Raw genomic sequence first — 21,161 nt, 5'->3', positions numbered from 1 at the left:
CTCAAGTGTCAAAAGCGCGTCGGTTTTTCGCGTATCCCCCGTCAATTGACGTTCCCCTGTTGATTATGTCTTTGTTGGCGACGCTTTTAAGTAGCGTGCAGGCAACCCCCACCGCAATGGCCTGAGGTGCTTTTCCAAGGCCCGGATCACCGATAGGGCACTGAATTCGATTGATCTGTGTCGCATCGTGACCCAGCGCGGCCAATCGGCTGCGAAACCGCGCCCATTTCGTCGCTGACCCGATTAGCCCGGCGGTGCCAAAATCGCGCGACAGGATGGCGTGGCACAGGGCCAGATCCAGACTGTGGCTGTAGGTCAGGACAAGATGATGGGCGTCTGGCGAGGCAAGCGCCACAGTGCGCGCCGGATCAGCGGCTGGCAGGGTGGTCACGCTGGCCGGTGGCGTGGCGGGAAAGCGGTTGGGTGCCGTGTCAATCCATGTGATCGACAAATGCGCCAGCGGCGACAATACATCGACCAGCGCCCGCCCCACATGCCCCGCCCCGTAAATCCATACGGGTGCGAATGGTTCGGCGACCGGCTCGACCATCCAGCCTTGCAGCAATTGCGGCGCCGGCCGCACGCCTTGGGCCCGCGCTTTGTCCAGCAGGCGTCTTACCGCAAGGGGCGCTGCGCCGGTTGCCGCGACCGGCCTTGCAACGATGCCGTCGTGGTCCGACTCGGGCGCGTCGAAGCATTCCGTTACCAAGGTCACAGCACCGCCGCAACATTGACCCAGCGCAGGCCCAAGGGGGACTTGTTTCACAACCGGTTCGCCGCCTTTTGCTAGCAATACTCGCGCGTCCGCTGCGGCGCGGTATTCCAGCTCTCCGCCGCCAATCGTGCCGCTTTGCCCGTCCGGCCAGATCAGCATAGAAGCGCCCACCTCGCGCGGGGTTGACCCTGCGGTTTGGGCCACGACGACCCGCGCGACGGCGCCGTGCCGGGCGATGGCATCGGCAAGCTGGGTCAAGTCAAAGCTCATCCCGTGCGCACCCGTTCGATGGCATTCAGCACCTCTTCGGCCGTCGCCGGGGCGTTCATGTCGTGATAGCCGTCGCCGCAGGCCGACACGGCATCAGCCAGCGCCAGCCAGGCCGAGATGCCCAACATCAGGGGCGGCTCACCCACGGCTTTGGATTTGAAGATCGTGTCCTCGTGATTAGGCTGATCCCAGAGTTTGACATTGAAAACGCGTGGTCGGTCCGAGCATGCGGGGATCTTGTAGGTCGACGGCGCATGGGTGCGAAGCTGGCCCTTACCGTCCCAGACCAGTTCCTCGGTCGTCAGCCACCCGGCGCCCTGCACGTATCCGCCTTCGATCTGGCCAATATCCAGCGCAGGGTTCAGTGAACTGCCCGCATCATGCAGAATATCGGTGCGCAGGATACGGTTTTCACCGGACAGCGTGTCGATGGCGACCTCGGTCACGGCAACGCCGTGGGCGAAGTAAAGGAAGGGGCGGCCCTGACCCTTTGTCCGGTCCCAATTGATGCCGGGCGTCTTGTAGAACCCGGTCGCGGACAGGCTGACACGCGCCTCATAGGCCGCCGCAGCCGCCTTGCCAAAGGGCAGCGATTGGCCGCCCGGGCCGCTCAGCGCGCCGTTGTCGAAGGTGATCTTGTCCGCTGTGGTGTCCCACTGGCTTGCAAAATGCTCTGCCATCCGGTTGCGTATGGTTAAGCAAGCTGCCTGCACCGCCATCCCGTTCAGATCCGACCCCGATGATGCTGCCGTGGCCGATGTGTTCGGCACTTTCGCGGTGTCAGTCGCGGTGATTTTTACCGCCTCTAACGGAACGCCGAAGCACCGCGCGGCGACCTGCGCGACCTTCTGAAACAGACCTTGTCCCATTTCCGTGCCGCCGTGGTTCATGCGGATCGACCCGTCGGCATAGACATGCACCAGAGCGCCTGCCTGGTTCAGATGGGTCAGCGTAAAGCTGATCCCGAACTTCACCGGCACATAGGCCAGCCCCTTTTTAACGATAGGATTGTTGGCGTTGAACGCGTCAATCGCGGCGCGGCGTTTGTCGTACTCGGCCTGCGCCAGAAGCGTGTCGGTCATGGCGGGCACATGGAAGCCTTCGATGGTCTGGCCGTAATGCGTGGTCTGCCCGTCGCGATAGAAATTGACGCGCCGCACGTCGACCGGATCAAGCCTGCGGGTGGCCGAGATGTGATCCAGAATACGCTCGATCCCCAGAACACCCTGTGGGCCACCGAACCCGCGAAACGCCGTTGCCGAGGCGGTGTGGGTCTTGAGCCGATGGCTTTCGATCCGTACCGCAGGCAGGTGATAGGCATTATCGGCATGCAGCATCGCGCGGTCGGCGACCGGCAACGAGAGATCCTGCGACCAACCGCAACGGGCAATCTGAGTAACCTCTAACCCCAGAATGCGCCCCTGATCGTCAACGCCCGCGCGATAGGTGATGCGGAAATCATGACGTTTGCCGGTGATCACCATGTCGTCGTCGCGGTCATAGCGCATCTTGCAGGGGCGACCGGTGCGCTGGGCGGCGACGGCACAGGCCACGGCCAGCGCGTTGCCTTGGCTTTCCTTGCCGCCAAAGCCGCCACCCATCCGGCGCGTTTCGACCCGGACACCGTGCATCGGCACGCCCAGCGCCTCGGCCACCTTGTGCTGAATTTCCGTGGGGTGCTGGGTCGAGCTATGGACCAGCATATCGCCCGCTTCTTGCGGGACCGCCAATGCGGCCTGACCTTCAAGATAGAAATGCTCCTGACCGCCCATCTCGAACGCGCCCGTCAGGGTGTGGGGCGCGCCATCTATCGCGGCGGACGCCTCGCCCCGCGACCAAACCACCGGGCCGCCTTCGAACCGGCTGCCCGCCTCCATCGCGTCGTCAATGGTCAGGATGGCCGGGCGCGGATCGATGGTGATCTGGGCCTGTCGCGCGGCCTTGCGGGCGGCAAGATGCGACGTGGCGACGACAAGAAAGATCGGTTGTCCATGATAAAACACCTCGCCGTTGGCCAGTAACGGTTCATCGTGGATCGAGGGCGAAACATCGTTGGCGTGCGGCAAGTCGATGGCTGTCAGAACGTCGACAACGCCGGGGGACTTGCGCACCTTCGACAAGTCTGCCCGCGTGATTACACCACGCGCCGTGTCGCTGAGCCCGAACGCCAGATGCAGGCAATTGGCTGATGTGGGAATGTCATCGACATAGCGCGCTTGACCCGTCACATGAAGGCGGGCGGCATCATGGGGCAGGGGTTTGCCAACACTCATGACTGCACCTCAAGGACTGAAGTCGCCAGACCCTGATCTTCGTGCCAATAGCGTAGCAACAGGTTCTGCGCCGCTTTCAGACGGTATTCGGCCGACGCGCGCATATCCGACATCGGTTGGAAATCCTTTGCAAACGCAGGCAGAGCCGCGTGGATGGTATCCAAGTTCCACGGCTGTCCGGTCAAGGCATCTTCGACATGAGCGGCACGCTTAGGTGTGCCGGCCATACCGCCAAACGCGATGCGGGCGTTTGTCACCACGCCGGCCTCGGTCGCAATGTTGAACGCGCCCAACGCGGCCGAGATATCTTGGTCAAACCGCTTGGACAGCTTATAGATGCGCAGGCGGTCGGGTTGACGTTTGAACGACACGGCCTCGACAAACTCGCCGGGTGGGCGGTCTTGCTTGCCATAGTCGATGAAGAAATCCTTCAGCGCGATGGCGCGGGTCTGGGTGTCGCGACGCAGGTGCAGTGTGGCATCCAGCGCGATTAGCGCAGGCGGCGTGTCACCAATCGGCGAGCCGTTGGCGATATTACCACCAATCGTCGCCACATTGCGCACCTGGACCGAGGCGAAGCGGCGCAGCATCTCGGCGAAATGTGGATGATAGGGGGCGATGACACGCCGAAGGGTCTCAAGCGTGACACCTGCGCCGATGCGCATGGCGTCGTCCGTGATCTGAACGTCGCGCAGGTCTTTGACACCGCTCAGGAAGATCACCGGGTTTAGGTCGCGCAAGGCCTTGGTCGCCCAAAGCCCGACATCGGTCGCCCCGGCGACAAGGGTCGCATGGGGCGACATCATCAGCGCTTGGGCCAGTTGATCGACGGTTTCCGGCCGGGCTGCGTCCTTTGCGCTAGCGGCCTCTGGCATGTTCTTGGGCAGCGGATCAAACGGCTGATCAGGTGTGCGCTGGGCTGCGTCTTTTGCGGCGCGGATGATCGGTGCATAGCCGGTGCAGCGACACAGGTTGCCCGCCAAAACATCGTCGTGATTGTCGTCGCCATTGTGATGAGCGGCAGCCAGCGACATGATGAAACCCGGCGTGCAGAACCCGCATTGTGACCCATGTAGGCCGATCATGGATTGCTGCACCGGATGCAGGTCGTCGCCCTTGCTCAGCCCTTCGACCGTGGTCAGGGATTTGCCGTTGATCTGGCCCAGAAACAGGATGCAGGCATTGACCGCCTTGGTGCCTTGATCATCCGCGACAATGACGGTGCAGGCGCCGCAATCGCCCTCGTTGCAGCCCTCTTTCGTGCCGGTCAGGCCTTGGGTGTCGCGCAACCAGTCCAACGTGGTGCGGGTGGGGTCCACGTTGGCCAGTGTCACACTCTCTCCGTTCAGAAGAAAGGCGATATCCATGAGATCCGTCCCGCCGCGTTACCCTGTTGTGCCCCGGTTTGCCTATCCTCGATGCGGCGTAGAAAACAGGCGGGGTTCATTATGTTGGACCAGCAAAGCCCAGAATCGACGGTCTGGCAAGAAATTCCTGTCGCGCCGGCATCGGCGACGCGGGGTGTTGAAGGTGCGGGTGTAATCGGTATACTAATGCACACAGTGAAAGATGCCGTCGAATGCTGACAACCCTTCATCACGTTCAACTTGCCATGCCGGAAGGTCAGGAAAACCGGGCACGGGCGTTTTATGTCGACTTGTTGGGGTTGGACGAAGAACCGAAGCCCCCGCCGTTGGACGGGCGCGGTGGGGTCTGGTTTCGCCGCGGTGATTTGCGCGTCCATCTGGGGGTCGAGGTGCCGTTTGTGCCCGCCAGAAAGGCCCATCCCGCCTTCACCTGCACCGACTTGGATACGCTTGCGCAAAAGCTGGATCAAGCGGCGTGCCCGGTGATATGGGATGACAACCTGATTGGGTTTCGCCGGTTCTATTCAGCTGATCCGTTCGGCAACCGCATCGAAGTTCTTCAACCCGCTTGATCACCGTTTCTTGGCTTCCCCGGCGCCGGACGGTCGTCTAGGTTGGCGCCATGACAAAACACCCCCGATTCATCCACCTGCGTGTTCACACCGAGTATTCGTTGTTGGAAGGCGCCGTTCCGGTAAAGAAACTGCCCGGCCTGAGCGCTGCTGCCGGTATGCCCGCGGTCGCTGTGACGGACACCAACAACATGTTCGCGGCACTGGAATTTTCAGTTACAGCCGCCGCTGAAGGTGTGCAGCCGATCATGGGCTGCCAAGTCGATGTGCTGTTTGAGCCACCCGCGCCAGGCGAGAGGCCGCGCGCACCTGCCCCGGTGGTTCTGCTGGCCCAGAACGAGCACGGGTATGAAAACCTGATGAAGCTGAATTCGTGCCTTTATATCGACAAGGGCGGCGCGCTACCGCAGGTGCAACTGGAGGAACTTGAACAATACTCTGATGACCTGATTTGTCTGACAGGCGGGGCTGATGGGCCGGTCGGTCAATTCCTTAAATCGGGCCAAAGGCCGAAGGCCGAGGCGCTGTTGCAGCGGATACACCGCAGTTTTGGCGATCGGCTTTACGTCGAGTTGCAGCGCCATCCGGGCGAGGACGGAAAATTGACCAAGGCCGAACGCGCGACCGAGCAGGGGTTCGTCGAAATGGCCTATGCGATGGGCATCCCCTTGGTGGCGACCAACGATGTCTATTTTCCGAAGCAAAAGCTGTATGAAGCTCATGATGCGCTGATTTGCATCAAGGACAGTGTCTATGTCGATCAACAAAAAGACCGCCGCCGCCTGACACCCCAGCACTATTTCAAAAGCGCAGAGGAAATGATCACCCTGTTTGCTGATCTGCCCGAGGCGATTGATAATACGGTGGAAATTGCCCGCCGCTGTGCTTTCATGGCGTATCGGCGTGACCCGATTTTGCCGAAATTCGCGGATGACGAGGTGGTGGAGCTGCGTCGCCAGGCCAATGAGGGGCTACACGCTCGGTTGGCGGTGATCCCTCATGCCGTGTCCGTCGAAGAGTATCAAAAGCGGCTGGATTTCGAGCTGGACATCATTGAAGGTATGGGCTTCCCCGGCTATTTTCTGATCGTTGCCGATTTCATCAAATGGGCGAAAGAGCAAGACATTCCAGTGGGGCCAGGTCGTGGTTCCGGTGCGGGGAGTCTTGTGGCCTATGCGCTGACGATCACCGACCTTGATCCCCTGCGATACTCGCTGCTGTTCGAAAGGTTTTTGAATCCCGAACGCGTGTCGATGCCCGACTTCGATATCGACTTCTGCATGGATCGCCGGGAAGAGGTAATCCGATATGTTCAGGAAAAATATGGTCGCGATAAGGTTGGCCAAATTATCACCTTCGGCGCACTTTTGTCAAAAGCCGCTGTGCGTGACGTTGGGCGCGTATTGCAGATGCCATATGGGCAGGTGGATCGCCTGTCCAAACTGATCCCGGTTGAAGGCGTGAAGCCCGTGTCGATTGAAAAGGCCTTGGCAGACGAACCCCGCCTTCGGGAAGAAGCTCGCGCGGAAGAGGTTGTTGACCGCCTTCTGACCTATGGACAGCAGATTGAGGGGCTGCTTCGCAATGCCTCGACCCATGCGGCCGGTGTGGTGATCGGTGACAGGCCATTGGATGCGTTGGTGCCTTTGTATCAGGACCCGAAATCCGACATGCCGGCAACCCAGTTCAACATGAAATGGGTCGAACAGGCGGGGCTGGTGAAGTTCGACTTTCTGGGCCTGAAAACGCTGACTGTCATTCAGAACGCCGTGGACCTGATCCGGGGGCAGGGGCGTGACATTCACATCGGGCCGGACGGTCAAACGCTGTATGATCCACCCGAAGGCACCGAGAACGAGATAAATACCATCCCGCTGGACGATGAAGCGACCTACAAGCTTTACGCCGCCGCCAAGACGGTCGCTGTGTTCCAGGTGGAATCGACGGGCATGATGGACGCGCTTCGGCGCATGAAACCCACCTGTATCGAGGATATCGTCGCGCTGGTGGCGCTGTATCGCCCCGGCCCCATGGAAAACATCCCGACCTATTGCGAGGTCAAGAACGGACTGCGCGAGATCGAAAGCGTCCACCCCCTGATCGACCATATCCTTGAGGAAACGCAGGGGATCATCGTTTATCAGGAACAGGTGATGCAGATCGCGCAGGTTATGGCGGGGTATTCCCTTGGCGGCGCGGACCTTCTGCGCCGCGCCATGGGCAAGAAAATTAAAGAGGCGATGGACGCCGAACGCCCGAAATTCGAGAAAGGGGCGGCAGAAAACGGGGTGCCCGCCAAGAAGGCGTCCGAAGTGTTCGACCTTCTGGAGAAGTTTGCCAACTACGGCTTCAACAAATCCCACGCTGCTGCCTATGCGGTGGTCAGCTATCAAACCGCTTGGCTGAAAGCGAACCACCCGGTCGAATTTATGGCGGGTGTGATGAACTGTGATATCCACCTGACCGACAAGCTGGCCGTCTACGCCAACGAGGTGCGACGGGGCATGGATATCGAGGTGGTGCCGCCCTGTGTGAACCGCTCGCAGTCCATGTTCAGCGTCAGCGAAGGTCGTGTGGTTTACGGGCTAGGTGCGCTTAAAAACGTCGGTGTCGAGGCGATGAACCTTGTCGTCGAAGGGCGCAAAGTCGACGGTGTCGACAAGCCATTCGCCACGCTTTTCGACCTTGCCCGTCGCGTTGATCTGAAGCGTGTCGGCAAACGCCCGATGGAAATGCTGGCCCGCGCCGGGGCCTTCGACCAGCTCGATCCCAATCGTCGCCGCGTCTTTGACAGCCTTGATGCGCTGGTCAGTTATTCTGCGGCGATCCACGAACAGCGTGCGTCCAATCAGGTGTCCTTGTTTGGTGAGGCAGGCGACGATCTGCCCGAACCGCGCCTGTCCCCGGTTGGCGATTGGCTGCCCAGCGAAAGGCTGGCCGAGGAACATAAGGCCATCGGTTTCTATCTGTCCGGGCATCCGCTGGACGATTATATGCCCGCGCTGAAACGCAAACAGATATTGTCGCTGGCTGAGTTACAGCGGAAAGCCGAACGGGGGGCGATGGTCGCGAAACTGGCGGGCACGGTCGCCGGGCGGCAGGAGCGTAAATCGGCGCGCGGCAACCGTTTTGCTTTCGCGCAGTTGACCGACCCGACCGGACAATACGAGGTCACGATCTTCTCGGATGTGCTGGAGAAGAGCCGCGACAGCCTTGAGACCGGCGCAAATGTGGTCGTGACGGTCGAGGCAACGATGGAAGCCGAGCAGTTGAAGTTGCTGGCCCGGTCAATCTCGCCTATCGACAATGTGGTGGCCGATGCTGGTGGTATGGCATTGAAGTTGTATCTGGATCAGACCGACGCCCTGACGCAGGTTGCCAATCTTCTAAAAGACGCGTCCGAGAAGGCGCTTAATGTGCGATCTGGCGAGGTTTCTGTATGCTTGATGGACCCGTCCCTGCCGGGGGAAGTCGAGATGACACTGGGTCAACCTTTCCCTTTGAACCCGCAAATCAAGGGGGCCTTGAAATCGCTGAACGGCGTGATTGACGTGGAAGAGGTTTAAGGGGCTTTGCCCCTCGCGGCGTTGCCGCTCACCCCAGGATATTTTTGGCCAGAAGAAACGGGCGGAGGTCAGTAATGTGGCGGCCGTTCGTCGCCCAGGACCACGCCGCCGGAATTGGCCTGTTCCCGCTCGGCCTCGCGTTCCATCAGCATCCGCACGCGGTGCGTCATCTTTGACAGTTCGGTGTCCTGCCGGGTGACGACCTCGTTCAATTCCTCGACCTGGCGGGTCAGGTGGGCGATGGTTTCTTCAAGCTGGGTCAGGCGATCTTGTGTCATGGGGGCGTGATAGCGCGGCTTGGGCCGAAGACCCAGCGGTTTTTGCGTGTTGCTTACGTGGCAGGCTTTCCTTGCCCCTGACGCGCCCATCCGCTAGACCGCCCGCGACACTTACACGAACCGGGACCAGCCATGGCCAAGCAGAAAAAACAGCCCCGCCCCAAGGCGATCACGCCCAAGGGGTTTCGCGACTATTTCGGCTCAGAGGTGGACGAGCGGAAACGGATGCTCGACCAGATCGCGGCGGTTTATCATCGCTATGGCTTTGACGCGCTGGAAAGCTCTGCCGTGGAAACGGTCGAGGCGCTGGGAAAATTCCTGCCCGACGTGGATCGCCCCAACGAGGGTGTATTTGCGTGGCAGGACGAAGATGAAAGCTGGCTGGCGCTGCGCTATGATCTGACCGCACCCTTGGCGCGTGTTTACGCGCAGCATCGCAACGATTTGCCGACGCCCTATCGTCGCTATGCGATGGGGCCGGTTTGGCGCGATGAGAAGCCGGGACCGGGGCGGTTTCGGCAGTTTTACCAATGCGATGCAGACACCGTTGGTAGCGCGAGTATGGCAGCGGATGCTGAGATTTGCGCGTTGCTGGCGGATACGTTAGAGACCGTTGGCATTCCGCGCGGGGACTATGTGGTGCGGGTCAACAACCGCAAGGTTTTGAACGGTGTGTTGGAGGTGATGGGTGTCGACGAGGGCCCCACCCGCGATGCTGTTCTGCGCACCATCGACAAGTTTGACAAGGTGGGCGAAGCGGGCGTGCGCGAGCTTTTGGGCAAGGGCCGTCTGGATGCGTCGGGCGCGTACATTGATGGGGTCGGGCTGTCGGATGAACAAGCGGAACCGGTGCTGGCGTTCCTGACCTCGAAAGGGGACACCGCTGAACACACGCTTGCAAATTTGCGCGCCGCTGTGGGCGACAGCGCCATTGGTGCGGAAGGCGTGGCCGAATTGGAAGAGATCGCGACCTTGTTGGCCGCGCAAGGCTATAGCTCCGATAGGATTGAGATCGATCCATCTGTCGTGCGCGGGCTCGGCTATTACACCGGTCCGGTGTTCGAGGCCGAATTGACCTTTGAGATTCTCGACGAAAAGGGCCGACCGCGGCAGTTCGGTTCGGTCGCTGGCGGTGGGCGCTATGATGATCTGGTCAAGCGGTTTACCGGGCAGGCGGTTCCGGCCACCGGCGTCTCAATCGGGGTGGACCGGTTGTTGGCGGCATTGCACGCCAAAGGGCGCTTGGACGGTAGGGCGGAAGGCCCCGTTGTCGTGACCGTCATGGATAAGTCGCGCTTGGCCGATTATCAGGCGATGGTGGGTGACCTGCGCCAAGCTGGTATCCGGGCCGAAGTCTATCTGGGCAATCCGAAGAATTTCGGCAATCAGTTGAAATATGCTGATAAGCGCAGGTCGTCTGTCGCCATTATTGCCGGTTCTGACGAGTTTGATGCAGGAAAAGTGCAAGTCAAGGATCTGGTGTTGGGCGCAAAAATAGCCGAAAATGCCACACTCGAGGAATGGAAAGAGCGACCCAGCCAGTTCGAATGCAACCGCGCCGACATGGTCGCAAAAGTGCGCGAAATCATCGAGGGCAATGATGACTGACAAGGCGCGCGTCCGCTCCGAGGCCACGCGGCTTTTGCGGTTTTTTGAAGATCACGGCGCGAGCGTGGTCGAGGCCGATATCCTGCAACCTGCCGAGACGCTTTTGGATCTCTATGGCGAAGATATCCGCGCCCGTGCCTTTGTGACCCACGACCCGGATTTCGGCGAGGCCATGTTGCGCCCCGACTTCACGGTTCCGGTTGTGCAGATGCACATGGCTGGTGGGGCCGAGCCCGCGCGCTATGCCTATATGGGCGAGGTGTTTCGCGCACAGGCGGAAACAGCCCATCGGTCGTCCGAGTATTTTCAGGTAGGGTACGAGGTATTCGACCGTGCTGCCCCGATCGAGGCGGATGCCGAGGTTTTCGCGCTGCTATTGGACGTGTTGGCGCCGCTTAATTTGCGCGCTGCCACCGGGGATATGGGGCTGCTTTTGGCTGCTGTGCGTGGGCTTCGAACGACCGACCGTCGCAAGGCTGCGCTTTTGCGTCACATCTGGCGTCCGCGTCGGTTCCGTGCGCTTCTGGACCGGTTCGCTGGACGTGCGCCGTTGCCAGAGGGGCGCGAGGCCCTTTTGAACATGGCCGACCCGATGGCCGCTGGCGGCACGCATATCGGCTTGCGTGCGCGCGCTGAGATCGCTGAACGTGTCGAGGCGCTCCGCGAAGATGCCGCCGCCAACCCGATTTCCGCACAGGAGGTCGACTTGCTGGATGATCTGTTTGGCCTGCGCGAAACCACCGAGAATGTGTTGTCACATCTGCGCGATATCGCCGTTGACATGCCCGCGATTGCGCAAGCGGTTGACCGGCTTGAAATTCGTGCCGAAGCCTTGGCCCGGCGGGGTGTCGACGTTGCCACTTTGGATTTCGAAGGCAGTTATGGCCGCACCTCGATGGAATATTACGACGGCTTTGTTTTCGGTTTCTATGCCGAAAATCGCCCCGATCTGCCGCCCGTTGCGACCGGCGGACGGTATGATGCGCTGACGCGCGTATTAGGCAATCAGAATGGCGAAGGGCGCGAGATTCCGGCGGTTGGTGGCGTGATCCGCCCAGAACTGACCTTGCATCTGATGGGCGAGGTGATGCGATGACTTTGAAGTTGGGCGTGCCCTCGAAAGGGCGGTTGATGGAGAAGACGTTCGATTGGTTCGGCGCTTCGGGTGTCACGCTTTCGCGCACCGGGTCGGATCGCGAATATGCTGCTTCGGTTGACGGAATTGACGGGGTCGAGCTTGTGTTGCTGTCTGCTGGTGAAATCCCGCGCGAACTGGCCGCAGGGCGCATCCATCTGGGCGTCACCGGGTCCGACCTAGTGCGTGAAAAGCTGGGTGCATGGGAAGAGAAAGTGATCGAGCTTGCGCCGATGGGATTTGGTCACGCCGACCTGATCATCGCCGTGCCGAAATGCTGGGTCGATGTGAATACGCTGGACGATCTGGACGCGGTAGCGGCGGCGTTTCGTGCCAAACACGGCTTCCGCCTGCGGATTGCGACCAAATATCATCGCTTGATCCGCGATCACTTGCGCGATCACGGTGTCGCGGATTATCAACTGGTTGACAGTCAGGGCGCGACCGAGGGCACGATCAAGAATGAAACCGCCGAAGCGGTGGCCGACATCACGTCGACCGGGGAAACGCTGCGGGCCAATCACCTGAAAATCCTGTCGGGCCGTCCGGTGCACAAAAGCCAGGCCACACTGTTCAAGTCGCGCAAAGCGGTTTGGACCAAAGCCCAGCGCGCAACATTGGTCGAGCTTCGCGCGAAGCTGGGCGTGGATCGCTAACCGGTCTGCGTAAATGATTGGGGCCAAATGAAACGGGCGCAGGATGCCCCGCGCCTAGTCTTCTAATAATGGTAGCAACGCCCCGCCGTTACCCTTTGCGCGAGCGTAGGAACCCCATAATGTCATAGGTCTGGTCAAGGATCGGTTGGGCGATCGCCTCGGCCTTTTCCGCGCCCTGAGCCAGAACGCGGTCGATCTCGACCGTGTCGTTCATCAGGCGCGCCATCTCTTCTGAGATCGGTCCCAGTTTTTCAACGGCCAGATCGGCCAGTGCAGGCTTGAACTTGCCCCAACCGGCACCTGCGAACTCGGTAATGACCGCTTCTGGTGAGGTCTCGGAGAGACCGGCATAGATGTCGACAAGGTTTCTGGCCTCGGGGCGCCCTTTTAGACCTTCAAGCGTGTCGGGCAGGGGTTCTGGATCGGTGCGCGCCTTCTTGAACTTTTTGGCAATTGTGTCGGCGTCATCGGTCATGTTGATGCGCTCCATGTCGCTTTCACCCGACTTGGACATCTTCTTCGACCCGTCGCGCAGGTTCATCACGCGCGTTGCCGGCCCGTCTATGATTGGCTCAGGCAAAGGGAAGAACCCTTCTGCCCCGTAGTCGTGGTTGAACTTGGCCGCGATATCGCGCGTCAGCTCGACATGCTGTTTTTGATCTTCGCCCACGGGCACGTGGGTCGCGTGATACAGCAGAATGTCGGCTGCCATCAGCGCAGGATAGGCGTAAAGACCAAGCGACACTTTCTCGGCGTTCTTGCCGGCCTTGTCTTTGAACTGCGTCATGCGGTTCATCCAGCCAACGCGGGCCACACAGTTAAACAGCCATGCCAATTCTGCATGGGCGGGTACTTGGCTTTGGTTGAAAAGAACCGATTTTGCCGGGTCAATCCCCGCCGCCAGATAGCCCGCCGTCACTTCGCGGGTTGCAGCCTTCAGCTCTTTCGGGTCTTGCCAGACGGTGATGGCGTGCAGGTCGACGACGCAAAAGATTGCTTCGAAGTCCTGCCCTTGCATGTCCACAAATCGCTTGATGGCCCCAAGGTAGTTGCCCAATTGCAGCCCGCCCGAAGGCTTTACGCCTGAGAAGACGCGTGGCGTGTGATTGGTCATGTTTTCACTCCGTCTGGATTTCTTATTCCTCGTCGCTTACCCATGTGGACCAAGGGCGTCAAGAAAGGCGCGCATAGAAGACGCCAAGGAGCGCAAGTATGAGCAGTTATCGTGAAGAAAGCCCCGTAAACCCCCTGCCGCCCGTCGTGATCGCGTTGGCGGTGTTCTTGGTGGGGATCGAGCTTGTGTTCTTCGCCGGCAGCCGTGGCTTGATCGGCGGGCCGCAAGCGGCGGGCTGGCGCATTCTGATGATCGAGGAGTGGGGCTTTCGCGAGACCCTGTTCACTTGGATGGTGGAAAACGGGCAGTATCCGCCGCGCGAACTGGCGCGGTTTTTCACATACCCCTTCCTGCATCTGAGCTTTACCCATCTTCTGTTCGTGCTGGTCTTTCTTCTGGCGCTGGGCAAAATGGTGGGCGAGGTGTTTTCGCCCCTTGCCTTTCTGGTGGTCTATTTCGGCGCGTCGATTGGCGGGGCGCTGGCCTATTGGCTGGTTTGGGACACGCCGGTTGTGCTGTTTGGCGGATTTCCAGCGGTCTATGGGCTGATCGGGGCATACACGTTCCTGCTGTGGACCAATCTGGCCGCGACAGGGGGCAACCAGTTGTCGGCCTTTCGTATCATCGCGTTTCTGATGGCGTTGCAACTGATCTTCGGCCTGCTGTTTGGCGCAGGGCTGACATGGGTGTCCGAGATTGCGGGCTTTGTCGCAGGGTTCGGCCTGTCTTTCCTGGTCAGCCCCGGGGGGTGGTCGAATGTGCTGGCCAAGCTGCGAAAGCGCTAGCTGGCTCAGCCGCGGCGCAGGGCGCCCTTGATCTCGGACAGGTGGAAGGCACCGAACCAATGGCCAAACAGGCCATAGGCGCCCATCCCGCCAAGGACCAGCACGGCCACGGCCACAATCTTCAGCCCCGCAATGCCGAACATTGGCCCCAAAATGATCACCAAGACCCAAAGGATTGCGCCCATCGCCCAACTGGCGGCGGCCATGCGCCAGAAGCGGCGCCAGAAGCGGGCGTCGAACCTTGTATCCTCGCCCATACGGGCGGCGCCGATCCATGTCAGGCCGGTGATCGTCCAGCCGGCGACTGTGGTGCCGATGGCGGCAGCAATAAAGCCCAACCAATAGCTAAGCCCGACCGCAATCACGACATTCACGATCATCCCGACAATGGCAAAGTGAAACGGTGTGCGGGTGTTTTCGCGGGCAAAATAAACCGAGGCGAGCACCTTTTGCAGCACGAATGCAGGCAACCCAAGGCCATAGACCGCAGTGGCAAGGGCGGTGTTCGCCGTGTCATCAGAGGTGAAGGCACCGCGTTGAAACAGCGCCTCGATCAACTGGGTGGGGACGATCATCAAGGCAACGGCGGCCGGGAAGGTCAGCGCCAGCGCCAGCTCTCCCGCGCGGCTCAGCGCGTCGCGCCCGGCCAGAGTGTCGCCTGACCGCAGGTTGCGCGACAGTTCGGGCAGCAACACGATGCCGATGGCAATGCCCACGACGCCTAAGGGCAGTTGATACAGCCGGTCGGCGTAATAAAGCCACGCCACAGCTCCGTCGAAGAAGCTGGCGACCTGACGGCCTACCAGAAGGTTGATCTGCGTCACGCCACCGGCAAGGGCGGCGGGGGCTGCAATGATGAACAGACGTTTCAGTTCGGGTGTCATATGCGGCATACGCGGCACAAGCCGATAGCCCGCGCGGCTGGCCGCCACCCAGACCAGGATGACCTGCGCAATCCCGGCTACCGGCACGGTCCAAGCCAGCGCGTTGCCGATGTCATAGCCCAGAAAATCGGCGACAAACATTGCCGTGATGAAGATCACGTTCAGCAGTACTGGCGCGGCCGCCGCGGCCATGAACCGCCCTGTCGCGTTCAGAACCCCCGACAGAAGCGCCGCGATCGAGATGAACAGGATATAGGGAAACGCAATGCGCCCATATGTAACGGCCAGATCAAAGCGTTCATCCGCGGCAAAGCCCGACGCCATGGCATAGACCAGCGCGGGCATGAATATTTGCGCGAGGATGGTGAAGATCACCAGAATGAATGCCAGCCCCGACAAAGCGTCGCGGGCAAATTCCATCGCTCCGTCGCCGCCTTCGTGTTTCTTGGCAAACATCGGCACGAATGCCACGTTCAACGTGCCTTCGGCAAAGAAGCGGCGGAACATGTTGGGCAATGAAAAGGCGATCAGGAAGGCCTCGGCCACAGCCGACGATCCCAGAAACGCGCCGATCATGATATCGCGCACAAAACCAAGAATGCGGCTGGCCATCGTCCAGCCGCCCACGGTCATGAAGCCACGCGCCAGTCCGGATGCCATTATGCCGTTGCCCTTTCGGCCGTTTGCTCGATCGCCTGCCGCAGCTTGGCTTCCAGCTGATTTTTCTTGTGTTCGGCCATGATTTTCAGGCCGAACATGTCTTTAACATAGAACGAGTCCACGACCTGTTCGCCATACGTGGCGATGACGGCCGACGCAATATAGATGTTCGCATTTGCCAAAGTGCGCGTCAGGTCGTGCAGCAGGCCGGGGCGGTCGCGTGTGTCGACCTCGATGATCGTGTAAATCTCGGACCCGTCATTGTCGAAGGTGATGTGGGTTGGCACCTTGAAGACCCGCTCGCGCTTTTTCAGCTTTTCGCTGTTGGCGCTGGCCTCGGTCGCAATCACTTCACCTTTCAGCAGTCGATAGAGCATCTTTTCGACGCGTTCTTTACGGTCGGCGTCGAACGGATGACCATCGGCGTCCTGCACCCAGAAACATGCGGTTGCATAGCCGTCCTTGGATGTGTAGGTCCGCGCATCCACGATATTGGCCCGCACCGCCGTCAGCGCCCCTGCGATGCGCGAGAAGATGCCGGGGTGATCGGCCAACGCGAAATAGATGCGCGTCACGTCGCGTTCTTCATCCTCGTAGATGTCGATGCGCACTTCGTTATCCTTGATGTCGCGCAAGAGTTTGGCAAAGACCTTGTGAGCGGTGACGTGCAGGCCCTGCCAATAGCTGGGGTAATGGCGCGCGGTCTCGGCGCGCAGTTGCTTGGCCGACCAGTCGGACAGTTCTTGCCGCAGAGCGCGCTTGGCCTCGGCACCCCGATGGGCGCGGTTCAGATCTTCCATCCCGTCTTCCAATGCGCGGCGGGTCTGGTTGTAAAGCGTGCGGATCAGCGTGGCTTTCCAGTTGTTCCATGTGGTCGGCCCGACGCCGCGAATGTCGCAGACGGTCAGCACGGTTAACAAGTCCAAACGTTCGACCGTTTTCACCGCTTTGGCAAAATCCCGCACCGTGCGCGGGTCGGCAATGTCGCGTTTCTGCGCCATGTCCGACATCAAAAGATGATAGCGCACCAGCCATTCGACCGTCGCGCTGTCCTTGGGTCCGAGACCCAATCTTGGTGCCACCTTCCGTGCGATCTGCGCCCCAAGTATGGAATGGTCTTGCGGTCGCCCCTTGCCGATGTCGTGCAGCAGCATCGCCACCATCAGGACCTTGCGGTTGACCTTTCCGCTCATGATTTCGGTGGCGATTGGCAACTCGTCGCCCAGTTCCTGCCGCTCGATCCGCGCGAAGTTCGAGATGACCTGGATCGTGTGCTCGTCCACCGTGTAGGAATGATACATATTGAACTGCATCATTGCCACGATTGGCTCAAACTCCGGCAAAAACGCGGCCAGAACGCCGACCTCGTTCATCCGCCGCAGGGCACGTTCGGGATTGCCATGTTTCAACAGAAGGCCAAGGAAAATACGGTTGGCTTCCTTGTTGTGCCGCATGTCGTCGTCGATCAGGTCCAGATTGGCTGACACCAACCGCATCGCATCCGGATGGACGAACATGCCCGTGCGCAACCCCTCGTCGAAAATGCGCAGAAGGTTCAGTTTGTCTGACAGAAAAGCGTCTTCATCCGCGACGCCAAGCCGCCCATGTCGGACGATATAACCCGGCCTGACACGTTTGCGCCGTTTGAACAGGCGTAGCAGCGCGGGGGCTTGTTTCAGATGCGCCGCCTCAAGCGCGCTGAGCACGATGCGGGTCAGGTCGCCCACTTGGGTTGCGTGCCGAAAATAGGCCTGCATGAAATGTTCGACCCCGCGCCGGCCACCGGTATCCTTGAAGCCCAGCCGCTCTGCGACTTCGACCTGAAGATCGAAGGTCAGCTTGTCCGATGGCCGACCCGTCGCAAGATGCAACTGGCAGCGCACGGCCCACAGAAATTCCTCGGCCTCGCGGAATGTCTGGTATTCTTCTTCGATGAACACGCCTTTTGACACGAGGTCTTCATGCTGGCTGACGCGGTGTTGGTATTTCGCGACCCAGAAAAGGGTCTGCAAATCGCGAAGCCCGCCTTTGCCCTCTTTTACGTTGGGTTCGACCATATAACGTTGATCGCCCTGTTTTTCGTGACGCTCGTCCCGTTCGGCCAGCTTGGCCTCGATGAATTCCGCAAGGGTGTGGTCAAAAAGCTGTGCCCACAGCTGATCGTCAAGTTCTTGGGCCAGAGTTTCGTCGCCACAGACGCGCCGGTGTTCCAGAAGTGCGGTGCGGATGGTGAAATCGGCTTCGCCAAGACGCAGGCAATCGTCGATTGTGCGCGAGGCATGGCCGATTTTCAGGCGCAGATCCCAAAGCATATACAACATGCTTTCAATGACGCTTTCGGCCCAGGACGTGATTTTGTAGGGGGTCAGGAACAGCAGATCAACGTCGGATTGCGGTGCCATCTCGGCCCGACCGTATCCGCCGACGGCCAACACGGCGATGCGCTCGGACGTTGTCGGGTTGGGGCGTTGGTGCAGTTTTTCAACCGCGACGCGATGGATGAACGTCACGACTTCATCAGTCAAGTAGGCATAGGCCGCAATCGCTGGATAGGCGACCAGCGGTTGTTTCGCCAGCGCCGCAGCGATGGTGGCGCGCCCGTCCTTCATCGCCGTGCGCAAGACCGTGACCGTTTCGTGGCGCACGGCGGCTGCATCTTGCCCCGCCCGATCCAAGGCAGGCTCCAGCTTCTGCCAAAGCGCGTCACCATCGAAGATGTCACGCGGCGGGCATATCAGGTCCGGTTTCCGGGCGAAGGCGTCCCGGTTGGGCTCAGAACCCGGCACCGCCGAAGCTTCTGGGTGCAGGGTCGATCACGACGACCTGATTGTTCTGAACCTGTGCAATCGCCAAACCGCGTTCATTGGAGCCGTTGGGGCGCAGGCGGAAGATGCCGTTGACGCCCACAAAACCCTGCGACTGCGTCAGCGCGGTGGTGGTTAGTGCACTTGCACGCCCCGATTTCGCCAAGGCGCCAATGGCTGCGATGCCGTCATACGCCAATCCCGCAATCGGATGCGGGGCGGCACCATAGCGCGCCCGATACCGGCTGGCAAAGCGGTTGGACAGGCCCGGATCGGGCAGGGCGAACCAACCGCCCTGTACGCCCGGCAACGCCAGCGCGTTTGACGGGATATCCCAGCGTTGCAGCCCGATGAATTGGGTGGTTTGCGGGCTGACGCCGTTCTCGGGCAGAAGCCCCGCCAAGAACGGAAGCGCGCCTGACGTGCCTGAGGTCAGAAAGACCGATTGCGCGCCCGAGCTTTTGACTTTTGAACTGATCGCAGGCATCGCGTTGACGATCCCATTTTGCGACAGTTCGAACGATGCGGTGCCGGCCAGCGTCGCCCCCGAATTAGCAATCGCAGCCCTGATCGCCTGGCTGCCCTGGACTTCGGCCTGATCATTGCCGTGCAGGATCATGATCCGACCTTTGCCACTGCGGTTTGCGTAACGCACAAGGCGGTTTGCGGTATTCTCGAACGTGTTGCCCAAGACGAACACATTGCCCCCGGCGATATCGGTGTTGTTCGAGAAGCTCAGCACATTGACATTACGGTTGGCGACGGCGACCCCGGCGGCATTGGCGCTTTGCGCGAAAACCGGGCCAAGAATGATCTTCGCACCGTCCTGAACGGCCCTGACCGCCATTGCCGCCGCCTGATTCGGGCTGCCGCCGGTGTTGTACACGCGCAGGTCGACCTCGACCCCGGACAGTTCAGACATTGCCAGGCGCGCAGCGTTTTCCAGCGATGTGGCAAGGTTGGCATCATTGGCCGACCCCGACCCACCGGGCACCAGAAGTGCGACGGGCACAGGTTTTTCAGGGTTGATGTTCTGGCCGATCTGGGACCCTTGAACGCCACAGGCGGCAAGGGCGGTCAGGCCCAAAGTGGCCGTTAGACGACGCAGCGCCTTGCGGGTACGAGTGAAAACAGAGAACATGCAAAAATCCTTTTCCGGGGCGCGGCAGCACACAAAAATGTCGACTCCCGTATCATAGACTCAACAAACGACAGGTCCAGTGTGAAACCCAAGACCATCCAGCTTGACCCGGGGCTTTACCTTGTGGCGACCCCGATCGGCAACGCGCGTGACATCACGCTCAGGGCGCTGGATGTGCTGGCGTCGGCGGACGTCATTGCCGCAGAAGATACAAGAACCACGCGCAAGTTGATGGATATCCACGGTATTGCGTTGAATGGCCGGCGGCTTATCCCCTATCACGATCACTCAGGCGAAGCGGCGCGCGCGGGCGTCATGAAACTGATCGCAGACGGAAAATCGGTCGCCTATGCAAGCGAGGCGGGCAGCCCCCTGATTGCCGATCCGGGCTATGCACTGGCGCGCGACTTGGCCGATGGTGGTCATTATGTGACGGTCCTGCCCGGCGCGTCTGCGCCCCTTGCTGCACTCAGCCTGTCCGGGCTGCCGACGGACCGGTTTCTGTTCGCGGGTTTCCCACCCGCAGCCAAGGGCGCGCGCGCCACGTGGCTGGCCGAGTTGCTGCCAACGCCGGCAACGCTGGTTTTCTTTGAAAGCGCCAAACGTGTTCATAGATTGTTAGATGAATTGTGTTTGGCTGGAGAGGACGGGCGCCGGGCGGCCATCTGCCGTGAGCTGACAAAGAAGTTCGAAGACGTCAGGCGCGGCTCCGTGGCGGAGCTGGCAGAAAACCTTGCGGACAATCCGATCAAGGGTGAGGTGGTCGTCATTCTGGACCGGCCCGGCGATGTTCAGGACGAAGGCGCGATGGAGGATATGTTGAAGAAAGCCATGGCGGATATGTCGATGAAAGATGCAGTCAACGCCGTGTCGCAAGCCTTGGGACTACCGCGCCGAAAGGTCTATCAGGCCGCTCTTGCGATGGGGCGGCAGGGATGAGCGGTCTTGTCTCCTACTTGTCCGGGCAGGCGGCGGAAGACAGTGTGGCGGCTGATTATGCCCGTCGCGGCCAACCCATTGAAGCGCAAAGGTGGCGCGGCAAGTACGGCGAAGTTGATCTGATTGCCCGCGACGGTGACACCGTGGTTTTCATTGAGGTCAAGAAATCGCGTGACTTCCTGCGTGCTGCCGAACGGATCACCAAGGCGCAACTGCAACGCATCCATGCCACTGCATGCGAGTTTCTGGAAACCGAACCCAAGGGGCAGATGACGCCCTGCCGGTTTGATGTGGCACTGGTCAACGCGCAAGGAGCCACGCAGATCATCGAGAACGCGTTGGCATATTGAACCCCATTGCGCATTTGTGCGCTCTGCCCCATGTAATGGAGAAA

The 21,161-nt window shown here is 60.3% G+C and carries 16 protein-coding genes; 8 read left to right on the top strand and 8 right to left on the bottom strand.

Going from position 1 to position 21,161, the window contains the following annotated elements; genetic code table 11:
• Nucleotide 1: 1 nt before the first annotated feature.
• The 3 genes from xdhC to xdhA are packed head-to-tail and all read right to left on the bottom strand — an operon-like array spanning nucleotide 2 to nucleotide 4,625.
• On the bottom strand, nucleotides 2–985 hold the full coding sequence (gene xdhC, locus MN186_RS07360; RefSeq protein ID WP_242113726.1) for a xanthine dehydrogenase accessory protein XdhC: 984 nt from the start codon (nucleotides 983–985) through the stop codon (nucleotides 2–4).
• On the bottom strand, nucleotides 982–3,258 hold the full coding sequence (gene xdhB, locus MN186_RS07355; protein WP_242113725.1) for a xanthine dehydrogenase molybdopterin binding subunit: 2,277 nt from the start codon (nucleotides 3,256–3,258) through the stop codon (nucleotides 982–984). The genes xdhC and xdhB overlap by 4 nt, the downstream gene beginning before the upstream one ends.
• Nucleotides 3,255–4,625: a xanthine dehydrogenase small subunit gene (xdhA, locus tag MN186_RS07350; protein WP_242113724.1), complete on the bottom strand. Its 1,371-nt coding sequence runs from the start codon at nucleotides 4,623–4,625 to the stop codon at nucleotides 3,255–3,257. Before xdhA ends, xdhB begins: the two co-directional genes overlap by 4 nt.
• Nucleotides 4,626–4,837: 212 nt before the next feature.
• On the opposite strand from xdhA, the gene MN186_RS07345 reads away from it, so the two are divergent.
• Complete coding sequence (locus MN186_RS07345) at nucleotides 4,838–5,197, top strand: VOC family protein (RefSeq protein WP_242113723.1); 360 nt, start codon at nucleotides 4,838–4,840, stop codon at nucleotides 5,195–5,197.
• Nucleotides 5,198–5,247: 50 nt separating this feature from the next.
• Nucleotides 5,248–8,763, top strand: a complete 3,516-nt coding sequence (gene dnaE / locus MN186_RS07340; protein ID WP_242113722.1) for a DNA polymerase III subunit alpha — start codon at nucleotides 5,248–5,250, stop codon at nucleotides 8,761–8,763.
• Nucleotides 8,764–8,831: 68 nt separating this feature from the next.
• Here dnaE and MN186_RS07335 read toward each other — a convergent pair whose 3' ends face one another.
• Entirely contained in the window at nucleotides 8,832–9,026 is a 195-nt protein-coding gene (locus tag MN186_RS07335) for a SlyX family protein (protein WP_242113900.1), read from the bottom strand.
• A 147-nt stretch (nucleotides 9,027–9,173) separates the two neighbouring features.
• On the opposite strand from MN186_RS07335, the gene hisS reads away from it, so the two are divergent.
• Genes hisS through hisG form a run of 3 tightly spaced genes read left to right on the top strand, consistent with a single transcriptional unit; the run spans nucleotide 9,174 to nucleotide 12,440 of the window.
• Nucleotides 9,174–10,649: a histidine--tRNA ligase gene (gene hisS, locus MN186_RS07330; protein WP_242113721.1), complete on the top strand. Its 1,476-nt coding sequence runs from the start codon at nucleotides 9,174–9,176 to the stop codon at nucleotides 10,647–10,649.
• Complete coding sequence (locus MN186_RS07325) at nucleotides 10,642–11,745, top strand: ATP phosphoribosyltransferase regulatory subunit (RefSeq protein ID WP_242113720.1); 1,104 nt, start codon at nucleotides 10,642–10,644, stop codon at nucleotides 11,743–11,745. Before hisS ends, MN186_RS07325 begins: the two co-directional genes overlap by 8 nt.
• The gene (hisG, locus tag MN186_RS07320) at nucleotides 11,742–12,440 is read left to right on the top strand and encodes an ATP phosphoribosyltransferase (RefSeq protein ID WP_242113719.1); all 699 of its coding nucleotides are present in this window, start codon (nucleotides 11,742–11,744) and stop codon (nucleotides 12,438–12,440) included. Before MN186_RS07325 ends, hisG begins: the two co-directional genes overlap by 4 nt.
• A gap of 88 nt (nucleotides 12,441–12,528) precedes the next feature.
• On the opposite strand, the gene trpS is transcribed toward hisG, so the two are convergent.
• Nucleotides 12,529–13,554 (bottom strand): tryptophan--tRNA ligase, encoded by a 1,026-nt coding sequence (gene trpS / locus MN186_RS07315; RefSeq protein WP_242113718.1) that lies wholly within the window; start codon nucleotides 13,552–13,554, stop codon nucleotides 12,529–12,531.
• A 98-nt stretch (nucleotides 13,555–13,652) separates the two neighbouring features.
• On the opposite strand from trpS, the gene MN186_RS07310 reads away from it, so the two are divergent.
• A complete protein-coding gene (locus tag MN186_RS07310) occupies nucleotides 13,653–14,339 on the top strand; it encodes a rhomboid family intramembrane serine protease (RefSeq protein ID WP_242113717.1) in 687 nt (228 codons plus the stop codon).
• 5 nt (nucleotides 14,340–14,344) lie between these two features.
• On the opposite strand, the gene murJ is transcribed toward MN186_RS07310, so the two are convergent.
• Genes murJ through MN186_RS07295 form a run of 3 tightly spaced genes read right to left on the bottom strand, consistent with a single transcriptional unit; the run spans nucleotide 14,345 to nucleotide 19,828 of the window.
• A complete protein-coding gene (murJ, locus tag MN186_RS07305) occupies nucleotides 14,345–15,883 on the bottom strand; it encodes a murein biosynthesis integral membrane protein MurJ (RefSeq protein WP_242113716.1) in 1,539 nt (512 codons plus the stop codon).
• The gene (locus MN186_RS07300) at nucleotides 15,883–18,669 is read right to left on the bottom strand and encodes a [protein-PII] uridylyltransferase (RefSeq protein ID WP_242113715.1); all 2,787 of its coding nucleotides are present in this window, start codon (nucleotides 18,667–18,669) and stop codon (nucleotides 15,883–15,885) included. The genes murJ and MN186_RS07300 overlap by 1 nt, the downstream gene beginning before the upstream one ends.
• Entirely contained in the window at nucleotides 18,656–19,828 is a 1,173-nt protein-coding gene (locus MN186_RS07295; RefSeq protein WP_242113714.1) for a penicillin-binding protein activator, read from the bottom strand. The genes MN186_RS07300 and MN186_RS07295 overlap by 14 nt, the downstream gene beginning before the upstream one ends.
• Before the next feature lie 81 nt (nucleotides 19,829–19,909).
• Here MN186_RS07295 and rsmI point away from each other — a divergent pair, with 81 nt between their 5' ends.
• Both rsmI and MN186_RS07285 read left to right on the top strand, forming a co-directional pair.
• A complete protein-coding gene (gene rsmI / locus MN186_RS07290) occupies nucleotides 19,910–20,767 on the top strand; it encodes a 16S rRNA (cytidine(1402)-2'-O)-methyltransferase (protein ID WP_242113713.1) in 858 nt (285 codons plus the stop codon).
• Complete coding sequence (locus MN186_RS07285; protein WP_242113712.1) at nucleotides 20,764–21,117, top strand: YraN family protein; 354 nt, start codon at nucleotides 20,764–20,766, stop codon at nucleotides 21,115–21,117. Before rsmI ends, MN186_RS07285 begins: the two co-directional genes overlap by 4 nt.
• Nucleotides 21,118–21,161 lie beyond the last annotated feature (44 nt).

It is taken from the genome of Aliiroseovarius sediminis, from assembly GCF_022678485.1.
In the GTDB taxonomy this organism is placed as follows: Bacteria; Pseudomonadota; Alphaproteobacteria; order Rhodobacterales; family Rhodobacteraceae; genus Aliiroseovarius; species Aliiroseovarius sediminis.
Note: the sequence above shows the minus strand (reverse complement) of the source record. Positions and strands in the feature narration are given on the sequence as shown.